The sequence below is a fragment of the Sediminibacillus sp. JSM 1682029 genome (assembly GCF_041366435.1).
GTDB classification, from domain to species: Bacteria; Bacillota; Bacilli; order Bacillales; family Amphibacillaceae; genus Sediminibacillus; species Sediminibacillus terrae.
This window is the reverse complement of the sequence record NZ_JBEWYY010000001.1, coordinates 664,974-683,124: the sequence shown is the minus strand read 5'-3', so window position 1 is coordinate 683,124 and position 18,151 is coordinate 664,974. Positions and strand designations below refer to the sequence as shown.

The following is an 18,151-nucleotide window of genomic DNA, read 5'->3' as shown; positions in this document are numbered from 1 at the left end:
TCCTATTTTTGCTAGTTGAATACCAATGATTGTGGTTGACAAACAGCGTTTAGTATCATATGATAATCCTCATGATTTAATGACCGGTTGGTTCTAAAAGGTAACCGATTGGTTCAGGGGGGAGACAAATCAGTAAAAAACAGGCTTTAAAAGAAGCGGCAATCCGGCTATTTGCGGAAAAAGGCTACCATATGACCTCTGTACAGGAAATAGCTTTGGAGACGGGTGTTTCCAAGGGAGCTTTTTACAAACATTTTGCCAGTAAAGAAGCATTACTTATTGAATTGGTCAAGGACAGTCACGATAAAATGTTCTTAAAAGCCCATTCTGTTCAATTTAACGGGATATTGACCGGCAAGGAGATACTGCAAAAACGAATTGCAATTGAGCTCGAACAAACCCTTCAGAACAGTTCAATATTTTTTACTCTATTCAAAGAGTTCCCTCCGGAAGAATCAAATGAAATTTCCCAAATGATGAAGGAATTCCACATAGAATTAATCGAGTGGCATAAACAAAGTCTCATCGAAGCATTTGGGCCCAGCCATGGTATTTGGGATATCGTCGTCATGTTCGAGGGGATGATGAAGGAGTATATATATTTACTGGTATTCAAGCAAATACAAGTACCGGTGGATAGATTGGCTCTTTTACTGACGGATGTCTTAGAAGCTATGATCAAAAGGGCGGGAAGTTTGGAACCTATCCTTAGTGAAGAGGCGGTATTACCAGATAAACAGGCCGATGATTCTGTCCGCTTGAAACAACTGCTGCAAAATCAATTAGAGTCTGTCAGACAAGAGGCTGAAATGCTTGCCGTTCCGGAAAAATCAAAAACTCATACATTAGCGGCTTTGAACCGTCTTGCTGAAGAAGTTCAAAAAGACAAGCCGGAGGCATACTTGCTGGAAGCCATGCTGCATTATTTGAAACAGCAGGATAGCTTAGTATGCAGTCTTCTGCAAATCGAGCAAACACTAAACAGATTATTCAGGGAAGAAGGAGAAGATAGAAAATGACAGAACAAAACCAAGAAACCAGTCAGCCTGATATAAAAATCGGTCCGATGCTGACAGTCATGTTGATCGGCGCATTCGTCGGTTTGTTAAATGAAACATTGCTGGCAACAGCATTGCCGTCCATTATGGCTGATTTCGGCATTACAGAAAATAAAGTACAATGGCTGACGACAGCTTTTCTACTGACGAACGGGGTAATGATCCCGATTTCCGCTTTTTTAATTGAACGATTCACGACAAGGAAACTGTTCATGACTGCTTTCAGTATTTTTGGACTGGGCACATTGATCAGTTCCTTGTCTCATGTATTTCCATTACTGCTAACGGGGAGGGTCATCCAGGCAGCCGGTTCTGGAATCATGCTGCCGTTGATGATGACCGTCATTTTAACCGTTATCCCTAGGGATCGCCGTGGCGCTGTTATGGGAATGGCAGGTATCGTTATCTCGTTTGCTCCGGCAATCGGGCCAACGTTGTCCGGATGGATGCTTGAATATTTTTCTTGGCGGGCACTATTCTATATCGTTCTGCCGATCGTGATTTTGACCATTATCATCGCATATTTTTCGATGAGGAATGTCACCAGGCTTACCAAACCTAAAATTGATATTTTGTCGATTGTCCTGTCATCTTTCGGGTTCGGAGGATTGTTATATGGATTCAGCAGTGCCGGGGAAGATGGCTGGAGCAGTACCAAAGTTCTTGTTTGCTTGATCGGCGGAGCCATTATCCTGGCATTGTTCATATGGCGTCAGCTAAAATTGGCCACTCCGCTCTTACAATTCAAAGTGTTTAAATTCAACATTTTCAGCCTTTCGCTGATCATAACCATGATTGTTTTAATGTCGATGATCGGTGCAGAAACATTGCTGCCGCTATACATGCAGAATTTACGCGGTTTCACACCGCTTGAGTCCGGCCTTATGTTGCTTCCAGGGGCGATAGTAATGGGAATCATGTCGCCGATTACAGGAATGATGTTCGATAAATTCGGAGCGCGTTGGCTCGCTGTACCTGGTTTGGCTATTGTTGCGATTACAACCTATATATTTACGAACTTATCGATGGACACCTCGTTTACGATGCTCGCCATTGTGTATGCTGTCCGTATGTTTGGTTTGGCTTTGGCAATGATGCCGGTTATGACCGCTGGTTTAAACCAAATTCCAGATGAATGGAATGCACATGGTTCAGCGATGGCGAACACGATGCAACAGGTCTCCGCTTCGATCGGTACAGCTATCCTCATCACGGTGATGACGACGGCTGCTAAAAACTATCAGCCGGATATGACTGCCCTGGCAGGACTATCACAGGCAGATGCAAAGCAGCAGGTAGCAAACAACGCACTGTTGCATGGTTATAACAGCGCCTTTTTGTTTGCTTCCATTCTTGCTTTGGCAGGGATGCTGCTCGCTCTGTTTTTAAATACGAAAAAGTCAGATGAGCAAACTAAAACAGTAGAAGGATAGAAGTTGCGGCATGCTTCCGGGAGACCGGAAACATGCCGTTTTATATGTTCAGGATAATATTTATTGGCAAAGAAAACCACGCGTGGGCATGCATGAATTGGTCAGAGGCCCACATGTTGGGGGGAGGGCAGGGGTAGTAGCATAATGTAGCGATTTAGCCTTTACTCCTTTAAACAGGCGCTTGCGACAGCAGGAAAATTAGATACCTTTAATGAATAAAACATACCCATCTTTTCCGGCTAAAGATGTCAAGGTAACGAGTTTCCTTCATCGCCCCTTTTTTCTGAAGACTGCCGGAATGGACTGCAGCCGTATCTATATCCATACTTTTCTTTTCGCCAGCGTACCACTACATCGTGCAGTTCATCCGTTAGACGAAGCAATTCCTCATTTGACAAACTGTTCGTTTTTTCATAAACAACATACATTTCGTTTCTTAACTGCTCCATTTTTTGTTCCAGCTGTTCCAACATAATACTTCTCTACTTTCTTATGTAGATTGATTCATCTCTACCAAGCTTTTCAGCCAAGCGTTTCACCGTTCTACAGTAACCCTTTTTAGAACCCTGCGTCTGGAGATGGAAATTTTGATAGACTTTTGTTTGAAAATCAATTTTATTTCCCATTCGGAAAAGCAACAGCGCCCATGGGAAGCTGGCAAGAAAAAAGTTGTTACCTGACATTGTATTATCAAGGAAAGTTCACTCCTATTCAAGGGAACGTGTGTTCTTATTGTATAAGAACAATAACGAATAGGCAAGCGAACGACAGAGTTATTTTAAATGGAAGCATGAAGAAAGTAAACGTGATATGGGACGATGCGACTCTTGAGGAAAGAACAGGATCTTGGAAGTTCCGGATGGAAACCGGTTCAGTGAATTGATTTTGTTTTTTGGAATTCATTGAGAAGCTTATCCAGCGCCTGGGAGATTTTAAGGACTTCCTTCCCATCCGGCTCATTGCTATAAGCTTTATACATTTTCAATCTTAATTGCTCTATCTCTCTTTCTAGATCTTTTTTCATAAATTATACCCTACCTTATCTATGATTCTATTGAAATAGTATCTTTTTTTTTGAATTAATTCAATTAATATTAGTACCTTTTTCACAAATATTCCTTTATCTGGATACAGAAACGAAATGTAGACGGATGACATACAATGTGATGTAACCATAAGGAAGGAGGTTCAGAATATGTATCATCCTTGGCAGGTACCTTCAAATTATCCATTCGAGGCTTGGGAAAGAATAGATACGCAGCCAGGCACTCCTGGTTTTCCATCATTCCCGCCACCGACACAACCGCCGGGCGGTACTCCTCAAGCAGGACCCCCGACAAGTCCGCCGCCATCTGTAGTACCGCAGCAACCGCAATTTCAAACCTATGCTGTCGACCCGGGAGGAATTCGCGGTTGTTTATTCCGTTTCACCTATGTTTGGCTGGAAGGTTTTGAATCCTTTTGGTATTATCCAACCTTTGTCGGTCGCCGCAGCATAGCAGGTTACCGCTGGACAGGATTCCGCTGGGTTTACTTCGGAATCGATTTGAATCGGATCGAATCGTTTCAATGCTATTGATGGACAGGGAACCAATAAGAGCCGGTACGAAGGGTCATCCTTCACCGGCTTTTATCTGATTTTAAAAAATTCGATTACCGCTTCCCGTTTAAGAGGGTGGGATATATTCTGGGGATCTTTTCCTACAAATCAGGAACCGATTTGTGATGCCGTTGTTCGGGTTTTCTCTAATGTTTTCCTTCCAGTCAATCGACTGAATATGGCAATTGTGATTGTTCCCATTAAAATAAATGCAAACGTTAAGACAGTGGTTGGCAGGAAACTGCTGAGAAAAATAAACAAACCAGCAATCACAGCACCTAGAATTGTCATCAATCCAAATACGGCCATGTATGTACTTCTTGCATGGTCTGGTACCATGTTGGCCAGCATTGTCTGTTTTACTGGGATATGCAGTAATTCGCCCAAAGTAGCAAAGAACATGGCGCTGATCAGCACAATGGCTGAATGGTGAAAACTGAGGATGGTATAACCAAGGAAGTAAAGCACGAGCCCTCCAAGCAACACAAAACGATCATCGAGTTTTCTTAATAAGTAGGAAACAAAAACGGTCAAACAGACGACCAAAACAGTATTCTCCGCTTTCAATATCCCTAGTAAGTTAATACCATCTGCTTGAAACGGCAAGAACGGCACCAGCTGTCTTGCTACCGGAATGTCTGCTGCCAAACGAAGTCCGATGTAATTAGTCAATTGTTCCTCTGTCGCGACAATAAGTAAATTTGCTAAAGTGAATAACGCAAAAGTTTTATGTCTTAAGACTTTTAAATAAATCTTGACTCCACTGTCCAAGTCTTTTAGAGGAGCTGTCTTCTTTTCCTCGCTGGTGGTCTCGGTTAGAAACGATTCCTTGATAAAAATTACGGTCATAACGAGGGAAATCATGGTTGCAGTTGCAACGCCTAAAAACAGAAGGAAATGATGATCCATGAAGAGAAAAGCACCAGTGATTCCTCCTATGGATATGCCAAGATTTTGGAGCCAATATGAAAATGTATAAACCGCTTTACGGTTTTCCTTATTGCTTTCATCGATGATCATCGCTTGGTAGGCCGGAGTTGCGGACCCGAGAAAAAAATGGATAACGACAAATAGAGCAAAGGTGAAATAGGGAAGACTCAGCCATGGGGAATTGACTGCTGCGACAAATAGAAAGCCGCCTAGCACGATTGCTTCAGAACAGACTATTACCGGTTTTCTTCCTTTCTTATCTGAAACGTACCCCCCTGTAAAAGAACCGGCGATATTAGCTGCCATCACGCTCAAAAACATAAAGCCCGTAACTACCGTTCCCAGCAAACTCGAGAAAAAAACGACTAGATAAGGAGTAACCGCAGCATTAGCTGTTGTGGTTATAAATTGAAGTACTAATCGAATTTGAATGGTTCGGGAAAATGTAAAAAGATTCATCCTTTCATCTCCTTTTTACGATTGATTAATCAATCGTTTTTTAACCGACCTGTTCTTATGGAATGTTCGGACTGAATAATTGCATGGCAACAGGCGCAAAATCAGCCCAGATATCGTGTTCAGGTTGATCGGCCAAATTCAGCCGGATTCCCATCAGAAAGGAAGTGTAGGCAATAGAAGAAGTGATCGGGTCTATTTCTCTGTGAAGCTGACCACTGCTTTGCCCTTGTGCAACCAAGTCTGCAATTTTATAACGGAAGGTACGATAAAATTGATCAAGCTCCTTAAATTGGCGTTCGAACCTTTGGTGCTGTCCGATTACCTGGGTGACAAGCCGCAAGTAAGTACCAACATTGGCAAATAAGCGGATATGCTTGTCGATCATCGATTCTAATTCTTTGTATGGGTCTTCGGGATTTGAATTGAAATCCAACAAAAGAGGGGAAAGGTCTTTAAGACGTTCCACAACTGCATGATGAAATAACTCTTCTTTGTTCTCAAAGTAAGTAAATACACTACCGAAGCTTACGCCGGAAGCCTTTGCCACCTTGGAAATAGTGGTATCGTTGTAACCATGTTCCGAAAAAAGGATAATCGCCTGGTCCAAAATTTTATCCCTTTTTGCTTTCATTTTTCGCATTTGTTTATCTGAAAGTGCCATAATTATCTCCTTGTAAAAGATTGATTGATCAATCATTTTTAGTCTATATCAAATATCCGCGGTTGTAAACACATTTTTTCTGGTCTCTAGTACATCCATTCTAATAGGTGAATTCTTTCTACATAAATCTTTTAATTCGCTAATGCCTGCGCTTATTAACAGGGTTTAAAACTAGTGGTCACACCTGCATGTTGCCGAAAAACCAAAAGACCGACATTCAAATGGAATAAGGTGGACTGGTTATTTAAAAACTATCCGTAGAAAGGAGGAGATAAAATGTCAGGCAGACGTGAAGGTCCCAAACAACAAAAGCAACCCAACCTCCCGAAAAGTCCAAGCCAGCCTTACGGAGAACCATTGAGCGGATCCCACCAAGTGAAAAATCAAAATCATTCTCGGCAGAAACGGAAATCTTCACACGATATGTAAATGAGGATGGAAAAGAAGCATAGGGACCAAAACAAAAGCCGAACGATTCGTATTCGTTCGGTTTTTATAAGGTAACCTCTGTTTTTTTGCATATGCTCACCAGCGACGAGCAGTTGGATACTGTATGTTTTCATTTCGAGGAACGGATAGATATGACGGAAAACGATGGGAATATATCTTTACTCTTCTTCCGGCTAAAGATAAGGTGAACGGCGAGTTTTCTATCCAAAAGTGCTTGGCACTTTACAGCTTAACGGTTTTATCTAGTATAATGGGGATGTCTGGGATTTTATCAGAATAAAAAACTGGACATGGATAGAGAAGAAAACAGGAAAAAACTGTTTTGCCCTTGCAGGGTATTGATGAATAGAGGAAATCGTTTGGCTGTCATGGACAGCGAGAATCAGCAAATAGGGAGCTAATAAGGAATGGAGATTATAAAGATTCAAGACGCGCCTCCAGCGAATAATGACCCAATCATTTTATGCATCGGAAAGTTTGACGGCGTCCATCTAGGACACCAGTCGATTTTGCGACAGGCCGGGCGCTTGAAAGAAACCGGGCAGTCATTGGCGGTCATGACTTTTCATCCGCATCCTTTGTGGGCATTGAAGCGTGATGAACGATACAGGCAGTGTGTCACACCGCGAAGAGAGAAATATAGTCAATTGGAACGTCTTGGTGTCAGCAAAGTATATGAAATCGAATTTACGGAAAAATACGCAGAAACGACACCTGAAACGTTTGTGTATGAGCATTTATCTTTGTTGAATATTAAAGGGATCGTAGTAGGGGAAGGGTTCAATTTTGGCAAAGGCCGTAAATCGGATACCGACCTTTTGACAGATTTGTCAGCTGACATCGGAATTCCGGTGACGATAGCGCCCTTAATGACAATTGGAGGACAGAAAATCAGCAGTACGGATATAAGAGCCTCCATCAGAGATGGGCAGTTTGAAAAAGTAAACACACTGCTTGGCAGAAACTATTCTGTCAACGGGAAAGTAGTGGAAGGAGATGCACTTGGCAGGAAGCTTGGATTTCCAACGGCCAACTTATCTCCGGATGGCGATTATGAGTTGCCTGGAAGCGGTGTTTATCTCGGAAGTGTTGAAATAGCCGGGGACGACGATATGGCGGGAGAATGCTGGTATGCTTTGATCAATGCTGGTTATCGACCAACGGTGAATGGGAAGGGTTATCTGATTGAAGCCTATTTATTGGACTTTTCTGGCGATCTCTACGGCAAGTCGATGAAGGTATCGTTCATTCAAAAAATGCGCGAAGAGGAAAACTTTGCTTCCCTGGATGAATTAATCAAGCAGATGAACAAAGATAAAGAAGAGGCGCGCGTTATACTTGGACTTGATAATCATTCCTGAAAAGCCTGAAATTTTACGGCAGAGAGAGGGGCTGACAATGGGAATAGTGGTGGTCGAAATTTGTGACGCCAGTTTGATTAATGAAGTGGATGTCGAACAAATTTTGGAATCGGAGTATCCGGAAGTATCGGTTGTGAAATACGATTGCTTGTCTTTTTGTGGGCTTTGCCGGGTGCGTCCCTATGCGATGGTAAACGGAACCCGCGTCTTTGGAAAGACTGCTGAAGAGTGTCTGAATGCAATCCGGAGCCAAATCGATGAAGAACTGGCTTTTTATATGGACTGACTGTTCACATTACCTCTCCGATTGGCCTTGGCTGTGCTATAATGAAAGTCGTTTCGATTTTTTAAGAGCTGGCTCGGGGGTTGAAGAACGTGGGATTGATTAAAATATTCAAACACAGCATCGTATTGCCGAAAAAACAGGCTGTGTTCTGGCTTAACAGGGTCAGCATGCGTGACACCCTGGTATATATTTTTTTGTTGATATTTGTACTATATTTGCCTGAAGGATATGATTTGGCCATTCAGGACAATCTTTTGTTGGATAGTGATTTGCGAAGTGTATTTATTCTGCAAAGCATCACCTTTTATCCGATGTATGTCATTTTCTCCGGATTGGTGGTTATTTCTGCCCTGGCCGCAGTTGCCCTGCTGATGTCCCGGATGCTGAGTAGGAAGCTGGCATTCCAGCATCTTTGGAAAATGACTGCATTTGCGCTGACAGTGCCGCTCATTATTTACACGTTGATAAAGCTGACTGGCTGGGGAAACAGTTATCTGGTAATGCTGCTGTTAGTAGGGCTTTATTTTATTCTATATAATATGATTACTGTTTATCCGAAAAGAAAAAACAAGTAGTGTTGTATCGATTGTCAAAAACCTTGTCCATTCATGAGTGAGAATGGACAAGGTTTTTTGATGGCAAATATTTTTTAAATATTCGGATAATATAGCGTGAACCAGCATAATCTGAGTTTAAGAAAGCGCTTTCAATAATTGAGGAGGAGATAAGATGAAATTGACAACCAAAATTTTCATTGGTCTGATCCTCGGTGCCGTATTGGGACTCATTTTGCATTTTTCTGCACCGGGCTTGTTTGAAACGCTTGATAATTATGTGTTCAGCTTGCTGGGTACACTGTTTTTGAATTTAATCAAAATGCTTGTCGTGCCGATTGTGTTTTTTTCAATCGTTCTAGGTACTGCTTCATTAGGTGATCCGAAGAAACTAGGCCGCATTGGCGGCAAGACAGTGGCGTTTTTCTTGGCGACAACGACGATTGCCATTACGATCGCATTGGTTCTTGCCTACTTATTTCAGCCGGGGAAGGCGGGTATCGATACCACCGGAGCTAGCTTTGAAAGTAGTGAAGCACCGACCGTGGTGGAAACATTCACGAACATAATCCCGGCGAACCCCGTTCAGTCATTGGCTGAAGGGAATATGCTGCAAATTATTGCTTTTTCGATTTTTGTGGGGTTTGCATTGGCGATGCTTGGCAAGAAGACTGAGGGAGCATTGCGGTTATTGGAACAAGGCAACGATATAATGATGTTTTTGGTCAATTTGGTTATGCGGTTTGCTCCGTATGGTGCGTTCGGTTTATTGGCATCGGCTATTGGAACAATGGGGTTGGATGGAGCCAAAGCGATGGCCTCGTATATGTTGGTTGTCCTTGCAGGTCTTGCGGTTCATGCAGTCATTACGTACGGTACGGCAGTCTCTCTGTTGGGAAAAATGAATCCAATCCATTTCTTGAAAGGTTTTTTCCCGGCCATGACAGTAGGGTTCAGCACTTCGAGCAGCAGTGCAACTTTGCCAGTGTCGATGAAAGCTGCACAGGAAAACTTGAATGTCCCCAAATCGATCAGCAGCTTTGTACAACCGCTGGGCTCGACCATCAATATGGATGGGACTGCAATCATGCAGGGGGTTGCGACGGTGTTCATCGCTCAGGTTTACGCTGTCGATCTTTCCTTTTCTCAATTGGTAATGGTGGTGTTGGTCGCTGTGCTTGCAAGTATCGGGACTGCTGGTGTGCCGGGAGTAGGATTGATCATGCTGGCAATGGTTTTGAACCAAGTATCGCTCCCGGTCGAAGGAATCGCTCTTATTATTGGCATCGATCGGTTGCTTGACATGACAAGAACCGCGTTGAATGTCACCGGAGATGCTGCATGCGCAGTTGTGGTTGCGGAAACAGAAAAGAAACATCAGGATAAAGAAGAGCATCCTCAGCAGCTGCATGCTTAAAAAGGGAAAGAATACCTGTCTGATTTAGTTCGAATTAAAGCAAAGAATATAAGTGATAAACCGAACGAGGTATCGAACCCGTTCGGTTTATTTTGATTACAAAAAAGGAAACTGTTCAACCCTTCTATTATGTAACCCGCAACGCTCCACTCCGGCGAGGCACTTCACTTTCCGCATAGAAAACCGCTTTGCAAAGTGGATCTTCAGCTCACGCTCATCCCGCCTGCTTCTGCGTACCTTGTCTCCATGGATGGCGTTTCTTCTCTTCTTGTACGGTTTCTGTGTTGCCTATTTTGTCCCGGTCACTTTCTTTTTTTGTCTAACAGGATAAATGAAATGCCGGTATGATGCTCTCAGGCTGCAGTCCCTATTGCTTAGAGGATTCAAGACTTCTTTTTTGTTTTTTAAAAAAGTCGTGAATTTTAAGTCTCTATAATAGAATTCCTTTAGGAAATCAGGTAATCTATTGAGGTGAATCGGGGAGCGAAAGCAAATACATAGATGACAGACCGGACAACCCGGCCGGCGAAACGAGAAAGGAAGAAAAAGATGACAACAAACAGCTACAAGAGATCGACAATTGTGGCCCTGCTGCTGGCCGGGGCTTTCATTGCCATCCTTAATCAAACATTGATGATTACTGCCATACCACCGATCATGGAGGAGATGGGAATATCGGCAAACACCGGGCAGTGGCTCACCACTGTTTTTATGCTTGTCAACGGAATCATGATTCCTGTCAGTGCCTTTTTACTAGAACGATTTACGACAAGACAGTTATTCATCACGGCCATGAGTGTGTTTGCATTCGGAACTTTGGTTGCCGGGCTGTCTCCCAACTTTTCCCTTTTACTGCTTGGCCGGGTGATTCAGTCAGCGGGGGCAGGGGTCATGCTGCCGTTGATGCAGACAGTGTTTCTGATGATATTCCCTGTTAACAAACGCGGAGCAGCGATGGGGCTGATCGGACTTGTTATTTCGTTTGCACCTGCAATCGGCCCTGCCTTGTCCGGCTGGATTACTTCTCACTATTCCTGGCGGCTATTGTTTTTCATTATTTTGCCGATTGCCATCATTGACATCGTAGTGGCTATATTTGCCATGAGAAATGTGACCGAAGTAAGCAGGCCGCGGGTCGATATCCTTTCGATTATCTTATCGTCACTAGGGTTCGGCAGCTTGCTTTATGGATTTACGAGTGCGGGGAACAACGGCTGGTTTGCAGCGCTTACCGTAGTCTCGCTCGGAGTCGGAATTGTCGCCCTGGTCCTGTTTATCAGCAGGCAGCTCCGGCTCGAACATCCAATGCTGGAATTCCGGGTCTTTAAATATCCGATTTTCCCACTAGCTGTCATGGTAGGAATGATTGTATTCATGGGGTTAATCGGTGTAGAGACCATCATCCCGCTATATATGCAAAATATGCGGGAATTCAGTGCATTCGAGGCAGGTCTGGCATTACTTCCGGGTGCGCTGATCACCGGCTTTATGTCACCTGTGACCGGCAGGATTTTTGATAAAGTGGGTGCACGCTGGCTGGCGATCACCGGACTGACTATCATTACGGGGTCTTCCTTTGCATTTTCCAGCCTGGATACCGCCACCTCCTTCAGCTTTCTGACGATCATGTATAGCATCCGTATGTTTGGCCTCTCGATGGTCATGATGCCGATAGCTACTGCAGGATTGAATCAGCTGCCGCAACGGTTGATTCCGCATGGGGCCGCAATGGACAATACAATGAGACAAATTGCCGCCTCTGTCGGAACGGCCATCCTGGTCACCGTCATGACGACTTCAGCCTCCAATGCGGCGTCCAGGCCGGAAATTGCTTACCCGGACATACACGGAGCGAACATGGCATTTTTGGTTGTTTCTTTGTTATCCTTGCTGGGATTGCTGTTGTCCTTTTTTATCAAAAATACGAAGCCGGAAGCTGATGAATCGAAACAACAAGGAGATAACAACTGAATAAGTCCCCCTTGGGCATGCCAGGGGGGACACCTTTCTAGTCCGATTGTCGTATCTTAATCATTGACACTGTTCATTGCGTATGTTTTAATGAAAGAAACCGCTAACAATTTAATAGTAATGGATTGTTACTGTTCGGCAGGCAAAACCTGAGTTTGTGGTAAAGTATTCTGAAAGGGATATTTATACCCGAATTTAGGTTTTTTTTAGTATAGTAGCGTTTTTCTTTTTATCATTCATTTACTTATTGAGGGCGAGCGATTATGGAAATAAAAAAAGTCTTTAACAATAATGTCGTATTGACAGAAAATAAGCATGGTCAGGAAATGGTTGTGATGGGAAGGGGTTTGGCGTTTAAAAAAAGGCCTGGTGATCCTGTAGATCCAGACAAGGTGGAAAAGACATTTGTACTGGAAAATCAGGGGGTATCAGACAAGCTCGCCGAATTGCTTAGTGAGATCCCGGAGGAGTACTTTGATCTGTCTTACCAAATCATCGATTATGCAAAAACACGGCTTCCTTATAAACTTGATGACTATATTTACGTTGCATTGACCGATCATCTGAGTTTTGCCATCAGCAGGTATAAGCAGGGAATCCATCTTCCAAATGCCTTACTATGGGAAATCAGAAAATATTATAAACAGGAATTTCAGGTAGCGATGGCATCGCTTGATTTAATAGAAAAATCAATTGGTGTGAGACTGGAAGAGGATGAGGCAGGTTCCATCGCCCTTCATTTGGTCAATAGTCAGTTATCAGGGGAGAGCATGGAAGCCACCGTGAAAATGACGAAGATGGTCAACAACATCTTGAATATCGTCAAATATTATTTTCAAATTGAATTAGATGAAAGCTCCATTAACTATGAACGCTTTCTGACCCATTTGCGTTTTTTCGCGCTGCGGTCGGTACGAGAAGAAAGGGCTCCCGTCGAGCATTCGGATGACTTTTTATACGAGCAAGTGAAAAAGAAATACCATAAAGCATTTTTGTGCAGCCAAAAGGTCGCTGCTTTTGTGGAAACAAACTATGACTGGTATGTGACAAAGGACGAAATCATTTATTTAACGCTTCACATTCACCGTGTCACCAATCGGCATGATATGAATGCCAATCCTTCCGATTGATTGAAAAAGCAAGATGTATACAAGCGGTCCCCTTCTGGAGGGACCGCTTGTATTTTTTTGCAGGAATTTATTGTCTTCGATAGAATATCTCGTTACTGCCTTTCTTCCCAGGAAGTTTGCATGTGTTTGCGACCAGGCCAAAATACTCAAATTGAAAAGCATGCCAAAAGCTTTGCATAAAAAAATCTGCACAGTAATCAGCTTTACATCAGCGCTCTTCTTACAATTGATGGCCTCTCACCGACCTGAACTGAAGGAATACCCAGGTGAATTGCTTGTATTTTTTTCTAACTTTTTTTAAGCTGAAACCAGCATCCAAGTAAACGCTTACACATATAGTTGATAAGGAATACGTAAGAGCCACTATAAAAAAGGTGAGGGAGGGCTTTTCATTGAGCAGTTTGCTAGTTGCTGCAATTGGAATCATTATCTTCATTCTTGGTTACCGTTTTTACTCGAAGTTTGTTGCCGAAAAAATTTATCGGCTTGATCCGAATTATGTGACCCCCGCACACCAGTATAAAGACGGTGTCGATTTTGTCCCGACCAACAAATATGTTGTCTGGGGGCATCATTTCACATCTGTTGCCGGGGCCGCACCGATTCTTGGACCCGCCATTGCGGTGTACTGGGGCTGGCTGCCTGCGTTTCTGTGGGTTGTTCTTGGGACCGTTTTTGCAGCGGGTGTTCATGACTTCGGAACCTTGGTTTTGTCGGTCAGGAATAAAGGCCAGTCGATCGGAACACTTGCCCATCGATTAATCGGTAAAAAAGCAAAACTACTATTTTTGTTTATCATTTTGATTTTAGTTTTAATGATCAATGCCGTCTTCGCCTGGGTAATTTCGAATCTGTTTATTTCTTATCCCGCTAGTGTGCTTCCGGTTTTCATTCAAATTCCACTGGCGATTTGGATTGGCTATGCTGTATATAAAGGAAAAACAAATATGCTTTTGCCATCTGTCATAGCGCTCGTGGTCATGTATGGTCTGGCGATTCTATCCAGCAATGTACAGGTCCTGCAAATCGATGTCGTTGGCTATTTCGGAGGAGAAGGTGCGGCGGGCTTGTTCGGAATGGGTGCCGTTTCCAGTGCTTTTCTAATCTGGATTGTGATTTTAATGGTTTATGTCTATATAGCTTCGACGCTTCCTGTCTGGAAATTACTGCAGCCCCGTGATTATATCAACTCCCATCAGTTGGTAGTCGGAATGGCCATCCTATATCTCGGCCTGTTGTTCACCAATCCGGAGGTGACAGCCCCTGCCGCAAGTTCGGCCGGCGATGTTTCCTGGTTTCCGCTCTTGTTCATAACGGTTGCCTGTGGTGCTATTTCGGGGTTTCATGGATTGGTTTCTTCCGGAACATCTTCCAAACAGCTGGACAAAGAAACGGACGCTCGTTTTGTCGGATATTTTGGAGCCGTCGGCGAAGGTGCACTTGCATTAGTATCGATTCTGGCTGTCATCACCCTGTTTCCATCGGCTGGTGACTTCACGGCTGCCTATTCCAGTTTTGCCCAGGCGAATGCAACCGGGCTCGGGAACTTTATCGAAGGTGCGAGTCAATTGGCAAGCGGGCTGGCAATCCCGCCTGGAATCGCCACCACGATCGTCTCGATCATTGTCGTCAGTTTTGCAGCGACAACACTCGATACTTCGGTAAGATTGATGCGCTATATCATTGCAGAACTCGGCGTCGAATATAAAATCCCTGCGTTGTCAAGGATGCATGTAGCGACAAGCATCGCTGTCATTCTTAGTGCCGTGCTTGTCCTTCTGCCGGAAGGATCCAAAGGGTTCGGCTCCGGTGGGTATTTGCTATGGCCGCTGTTCGGGACATCCAATCAGCTGCTGGCGGGTATCAGCTTGCTGTTGATCTCCATCTGGCTGAAACGGCAGGGCAGGAACTTTCTGGTTACACTGATTCCCATGGTATTTCTCCTGGTTATGACACTTTTAGCGATGTTCAATCAAGTGCTTTTCCAATGGTCGTGGTTTGGTTCCGATGCAAATATGCTTTTATTTGTTCTGGGAGCAGTCATTTTTGTGTTTGCCGTCTGGATTATCATCACTGCTATCTCCACTTTGACCAAAAACCGCATAGACCAAGCATAATAGAGAGGATCCTTCTGCTTTAGAGAACGGTTGTTTGAAAAAAGGCTTTTTTAAGGGGGGATTCCTGCCCCCTTAAAAAAGCCTCTTCAAGCTTTCGTAGGTCCGCATGATGTGGGCCATGCAGGTGTTGCCGCAGGACGCGGTGAATTTAACATTATTCTTTTCGACAGGCGCTTGCGCATTTCTTAGTAAGGAACGGAGGAAAAAGATGATGAAGGACAAACTTAAAACATTGATTCAGTGGTACGATGAAATGTTAAGTCTTCCGCATCGCAGCGAAGTAGCAAGAGAATTACGGGATGAAGACGACTTGTTTATGCTGCTGCTTTATTCGGAAATGGTGGGGATTCCTAATCCTGTGTACTATTACACGCTTGAATTGTATCCATATATGCTGGAAAAGTTCCATGACTGGCATCTGCGGATGGGAATGGAAAAGTCTCCGCTGGACGGTATCCGCTGTTGCTGAAAAGAGGGATTGATAATGAATGACATATGGCAAAAACCGATTTTGTTTGTAGGTGGCAAAGGAGGGGTCGGCAAGTCGACAACAGCTGCTTCCCTGGCATATGCAGTTGCAGAGGAAGGTAAACAAGTATTGCTTGTCTCCACTGATCCTGCCCATAATTTGGGAGATATCTTTAATCGTAAAAACGGTACAGAAACCATGTGTGTCACTGATTGTTTGACCGTACTAGAGATAGATGCCGCTAAAGAGGCAGAAGCTTACATTAAAAGTGTAAAGGACAACCTTTCCGGGTTAGTGAAATCGAACCTTGTCGAAGAAGTGAACAGCCAAATGGATATGGCAAAAACGTCACCAGGTGCCGAGGAAGCTGCCTTATTCGATCGTATGGTGTCCATCATTCTGGAGGAGCGGGAAAACTTCGATCAAATAATTTTTGACACAGCGCCGACCGGACATACTGTCAGGCTTCTTAGTCTTCCGGAGCTGATGGGGGTGTGGATGGATGGTATGTTGGAGCGGAGACGCAAGACAAATGAAAACTATAGCCAGCTGTTACATGATGGAGAGCCAGTCGAGGATCCAATATTCGATGTCTTAATGAAGCGGAGACAAAAGTTCGAACATGCACGGAAAGTGTTGCTTGATAAGGAGGAGACAGGTTTTCTTTTCGTCCTCAATCCGGAAAAGCTCCCCATCGAAGAAACGAAGAAAGCTATCGCTCAGTTAAGCCCTTTTCATATCCATATTGACGCGTTGGTTGTCAATAAGGTGCTGCCGGAAAATGCTGACGGTGAATTTTATTATAAGCGCAAGCAAATTGAGCAACCTTATCTGGATGAAATAGCGAGCATTTTTTTCAATAAAAAGCTATGTTATGTCCCGCTATTCTCGGAAGATATGTCTGATATCGACAGTCTTTCCACTTATGCAACGTATTTAACCAATACGGTCAGGTAGAAGAGTCTGTTATGCTTCTGGTAATAGGCGTAAATTGCGGGCTGTATGACAAATGTCATGTAGGGGACTTGACGTTTGTGTCTGTTTATCATCGTTGTTTTCCTCTACGATGGAGATAAGCTAAGCGGTTTATCCCAGAAAAAGCATGGACAAACATGCTTGAGGAGGAAAACAATGAGTAAACAAAAAACGGCGGAATTAAGAAAAAATGTCGCTTCATATGGAAAAGCGGACAAAAAATCGAGTGTTATACAATTATTGAATACAATACCGGCCTTCTTTATCCTGTGGTTTTTGGCATACCAAAGTCTGTCTGTATCCATTTGGCTGACCATCCCATTGGCAATTGTCGCAGCGGGTTTTGTGGTACGGATGTTCATTATCTTTCATGACTGCGCCCACCAATCTTTTTTCCAAAACAAAAAAGCCAATCGTATCCTGGGAACCCTGACCGGTATTATTACCCATTTTGCGTTTGAAAAGTGGAAAAGAAGCCACTCCATCCATCATGCTACGAGTGGCAATTTGGATAAACGAGGAACAGGAGATATGTGGGTGATGACAGTGGAAGAGTATAGGAAAGCTTCGTTCTGGCAAAGGCTTTCTTATAGATTGTATCGCAATCCTTTGGTGATGTTCGGCCTCGGTCCGATCTTTTTATTCCTGATTGATAATCGGTTCAATCGCAAGGGAGCAAGGCGAAAAGAACGTTTAAACACTTATTTGATCAATGCTTCATTGGTGGTCATCTATGGATTGCTGCTTTGGGCAATCGGTTGGGAAGCACTGCTGATCATCCAAGGCACCATTTTGTTTGTATCAGGGGCTCTGGGTATTTGGCTTTTCTATGTGCAGCATCAATTTGAAGATTCTTATTTTGAGAATGAAGCAGAGTGGGATTACGTAAAGGCTGCTGTAGACGGAAGTTCCTACTACAAACTGCCGAAGGTGATTCAGTGGATAACAGGGAGCATCGGTTTTCATCACGTTCATCATTTGAATCCGCGTGTCCCGAATTATTTTCTGGAAGAGGCACATACGTCCACTCCACCATTGCAAAAAGCAACAACCATAACTTTTCTGTCGAGTCTGGAATCCCTGCGTTTTCGTTTGTATGATGAGCAAAGCAAAACGTTTGTTAGCTTCAAAGAAATTAAAAGCACCCGAAAGGGCAGTCAGAAAAGGCCTGCCGCTGATTTGAACCTTACGAACAGGAGACCAGGCTTCCAAGAAAAATAGTTTCCCGGCCACACTGAATGGCAAAAGCATTGCGGGCAAAAATCCGAACGGTGATACGA

At 43.7% G+C, this 18,151-nt stretch carries 18 protein-coding genes; 14 read left to right on the top strand and 4 right to left on the bottom strand.

The features are described 5' to 3' along the window. The first annotated feature begins 107 nt into the window (after window positions 1-107). Together ABVF09_RS03460 and ABVF09_RS03455 are read left to right on the top strand one after the other, a co-directional pair. Window positions 108-1,019 (top strand): TetR/AcrR family transcriptional regulator, encoded by a 912-nt coding sequence (locus tag ABVF09_RS03460; RefSeq protein ID WP_371068662.1) that lies wholly within the window; start codon window positions 108-110, stop codon window positions 1,017-1,019. Continuing rightward, a complete protein-coding gene (locus ABVF09_RS03455; RefSeq protein WP_037329090.1) occupies window positions 1,016-2,491 on the top strand; it encodes an MDR family MFS transporter in 1,476 nt (491 codons plus the stop codon). Before ABVF09_RS03460 ends, ABVF09_RS03455 begins: the two co-directional genes overlap by 4 nt. 248 nt (window positions 2,492-2,739) lie before the next feature. On the opposite strand, the gene ABVF09_RS03450 is transcribed toward ABVF09_RS03455, so the two are convergent. Together ABVF09_RS03450 and ABVF09_RS03445 are read right to left on the bottom strand one after the other, a co-directional pair. Then, window positions 2,740-2,964 (bottom strand): hypothetical protein, encoded by a 225-nt coding sequence (locus ABVF09_RS03450; protein WP_026771658.1) that lies wholly within the window; start codon window positions 2,962-2,964, stop codon window positions 2,740-2,742. A gap of 398 nt (window positions 2,965-3,362) precedes the next feature. Further along, entirely contained in the window at window positions 3,363-3,515 is a 153-nt protein-coding gene (locus ABVF09_RS03445; protein ID WP_074597971.1) for an aspartyl-phosphate phosphatase Spo0E family protein, read from the bottom strand. A 171-nt stretch (window positions 3,516-3,686) separates the two neighbouring features. On the opposite strand from ABVF09_RS03445, the gene ABVF09_RS03440 reads away from it, so the two are divergent. Next, window positions 3,687-4,070 carry a hypothetical protein gene (locus ABVF09_RS03440; protein WP_035427398.1) on the top strand — a complete coding sequence of 128 codons (384 nt, stop codon included), beginning with the start codon at window positions 3,687-3,689 and terminating at the stop codon, window positions 4,068-4,070. A gap of 129 nt (window positions 4,071-4,199) precedes the next feature. On the opposite strand, the gene ABVF09_RS03435 is transcribed toward ABVF09_RS03440, so the two are convergent. Continuing rightward, window positions 4,200-5,480: an MFS transporter gene (locus ABVF09_RS03435; protein WP_371068622.1), complete on the bottom strand. Its 1,281-nt coding sequence runs from the start codon at window positions 5,478-5,480 to the stop codon at window positions 4,200-4,202. A 55-nt stretch (window positions 5,481-5,535) separates the two neighbouring features. Continuing rightward, window positions 5,536-6,141: a TetR/AcrR family transcriptional regulator gene (locus ABVF09_RS03430; protein WP_371068621.1), complete on the bottom strand. Its 606-nt coding sequence runs from the start codon at window positions 6,139-6,141 to the stop codon at window positions 5,536-5,538. A gap of 276 nt (window positions 6,142-6,417) precedes the next feature. Here ABVF09_RS03430 and ABVF09_RS03425 point away from each other — a divergent pair, with 276 nt between their 5' ends. The 11 genes from ABVF09_RS03425 (at window position 6,418) to desA (ending at window position 18,092) form a co-directional block, all read left to right on the top strand. After that, a complete protein-coding gene (locus ABVF09_RS03425) occupies window positions 6,418-6,570 on the top strand; it encodes a small acid-soluble spore protein P (protein WP_026571661.1) in 153 nt (50 codons plus the stop codon). Window positions 6,571-6,998: 428 nt separating this feature from the next. Then, window positions 6,999-7,952 carry a bifunctional riboflavin kinase/FAD synthetase gene (locus ABVF09_RS03420; RefSeq protein ID WP_026771654.1) on the top strand — a complete coding sequence of 318 codons (954 nt, stop codon included), beginning with the start codon at window positions 6,999-7,001 and terminating at the stop codon, window positions 7,950-7,952. A 37-nt stretch (window positions 7,953-7,989) separates the two neighbouring features. After that, a complete protein-coding gene (locus tag ABVF09_RS03415; RefSeq protein ID WP_026571663.1) occupies window positions 7,990-8,238 on the top strand; it encodes a YuzB family protein in 249 nt (82 codons plus the stop codon). Between the two features lie 89 nt (window positions 8,239-8,327). Further along, on the top strand, window positions 8,328-8,813 hold the full coding sequence (locus ABVF09_RS03410) for a DUF1189 family protein (protein WP_026571664.1): 486 nt from the start codon (window positions 8,328-8,330) through the stop codon (window positions 8,811-8,813). 154 nt (window positions 8,814-8,967) lie between these two features. Further along, window positions 8,968-10,209, top strand: coding sequence for a dicarboxylate/amino acid:cation symporter (locus ABVF09_RS03405; RefSeq protein WP_026771652.1), 1,242 nt, complete (start codon window positions 8,968-8,970; stop codon window positions 10,207-10,209). A gap of 549 nt (window positions 10,210-10,758) precedes the next feature. Further along, window positions 10,759-12,180 carry a DHA2 family efflux MFS transporter permease subunit gene (locus ABVF09_RS03400; protein ID WP_153462146.1) on the top strand — a complete coding sequence of 474 codons (1,422 nt, stop codon included), beginning with the start codon at window positions 10,759-10,761 and terminating at the stop codon, window positions 12,178-12,180. Between the two features lie 263 nt (window positions 12,181-12,443). Further along, window positions 12,444-13,310, top strand: a complete 867-nt coding sequence (gene licT / locus ABVF09_RS03395; protein ID WP_371068620.1) for a BglG family transcription antiterminator LicT — start codon at window positions 12,444-12,446, stop codon at window positions 13,308-13,310. 392 nt (window positions 13,311-13,702) lie between these two features. Next, entirely contained in the window at window positions 13,703-15,427 is a 1,725-nt protein-coding gene (locus tag ABVF09_RS03390; RefSeq protein ID WP_035427401.1) for a carbon starvation CstA family protein, read from the top strand. Window positions 15,428-15,638: 211 nt separating this feature from the next. Beyond that, window positions 15,639-15,896, top strand: coding sequence for a cory-CC-star protein (locus ABVF09_RS03385; RefSeq protein WP_026571669.1), 258 nt, complete (start codon window positions 15,639-15,641; stop codon window positions 15,894-15,896). Window positions 15,897-15,911: 15 nt separating this feature from the next. After that, complete coding sequence (locus ABVF09_RS03380) at window positions 15,912-16,853, top strand: ArsA family ATPase (RefSeq protein WP_026571670.1); 942 nt, start codon at window positions 15,912-15,914, stop codon at window positions 16,851-16,853. A gap of 174 nt (window positions 16,854-17,027) precedes the next feature. Next, window positions 17,028-18,092 (top strand): Delta(5) desaturase DesA, encoded by a 1,065-nt coding sequence (gene desA, locus ABVF09_RS03375; RefSeq protein ID WP_026571671.1) that lies wholly within the window; start codon window positions 17,028-17,030, stop codon window positions 18,090-18,092. Window positions 18,093-18,151: the final 59 nt, after the last annotated feature.

Bases quoted from the DNA above. Each gene is read 5' to 3' on its own strand.
- ABVF09_RS03455 (WP_037329090.1), top strand. From the start codon at position 1,016: ATGACAGAACAAAACCAAGAAACCAGTCAGCCTGATATAAAAATCGGT.
- ABVF09_RS03450 (WP_026771658.1), bottom strand. From the start codon at position 2,964: ATGTTGGAACAGCTGGAACAAAAAATGGAGCAGTTAAGAAACGAAATG.
- ABVF09_RS03445 (WP_074597971.1), bottom strand. From the start codon at position 3,515: ATGAAAAAAGATCTAGAAAGAGAGATAGAGCAATTAAGATTGAAAATG.
- ABVF09_RS03440 (WP_035427398.1), top strand. From the start codon at position 3,687: ATGTATCATCCTTGGCAGGTACCTTCAAATTATCCATTCGAGGCTTGG.
- ABVF09_RS03435 (WP_371068622.1), bottom strand. From the start codon at position 5,480: ATGAATCTTTTTACATTTTCCCGAACCATTCAAATTCGATTAGTACTT.
- ABVF09_RS03430 (WP_371068621.1), bottom strand. From the start codon at position 6,141: ATGGCACTTTCAGATAAACAAATGCGAAAAATGAAAGCAAAAAGGGAT.
- ABVF09_RS03425 (WP_026571661.1), top strand. From the start codon at position 6,418: ATGTCAGGCAGACGTGAAGGTCCCAAACAACAAAAGCAACCCAACCTC.
- ABVF09_RS03420 (WP_026771654.1), top strand. From the start codon at position 6,999: ATGGAGATTATAAAGATTCAAGACGCGCCTCCAGCGAATAATGACCCA.
- ABVF09_RS03415 (WP_026571663.1), top strand. From the start codon at position 7,990: ATGGGAATAGTGGTGGTCGAAATTTGTGACGCCAGTTTGATTAATGAA.
- ABVF09_RS03405 (WP_026771652.1), top strand. From the start codon at position 8,968: ATGAAATTGACAACCAAAATTTTCATTGGTCTGATCCTCGGTGCCGTA.
- ABVF09_RS03400 (WP_153462146.1), top strand. From the start codon at position 10,759: ATGACAACAAACAGCTACAAGAGATCGACAATTGTGGCCCTGCTGCTG.
- licT (WP_371068620.1), top strand. From the start codon at position 12,444: ATGGAAATAAAAAAAGTCTTTAACAATAATGTCGTATTGACAGAAAAT.
- ABVF09_RS03385 (WP_026571669.1), top strand. From the start codon at position 15,639: ATGAAGGACAAACTTAAAACATTGATTCAGTGGTACGATGAAATGTTA.
- ABVF09_RS03380 (WP_026571670.1), top strand. From the start codon at position 15,912: ATGAATGACATATGGCAAAAACCGATTTTGTTTGTAGGTGGCAAAGGA.
- desA (WP_026571671.1), top strand. From the start codon at position 17,028: ATGAGTAAACAAAAAACGGCGGAATTAAGAAAAAATGTCGCTTCATAT.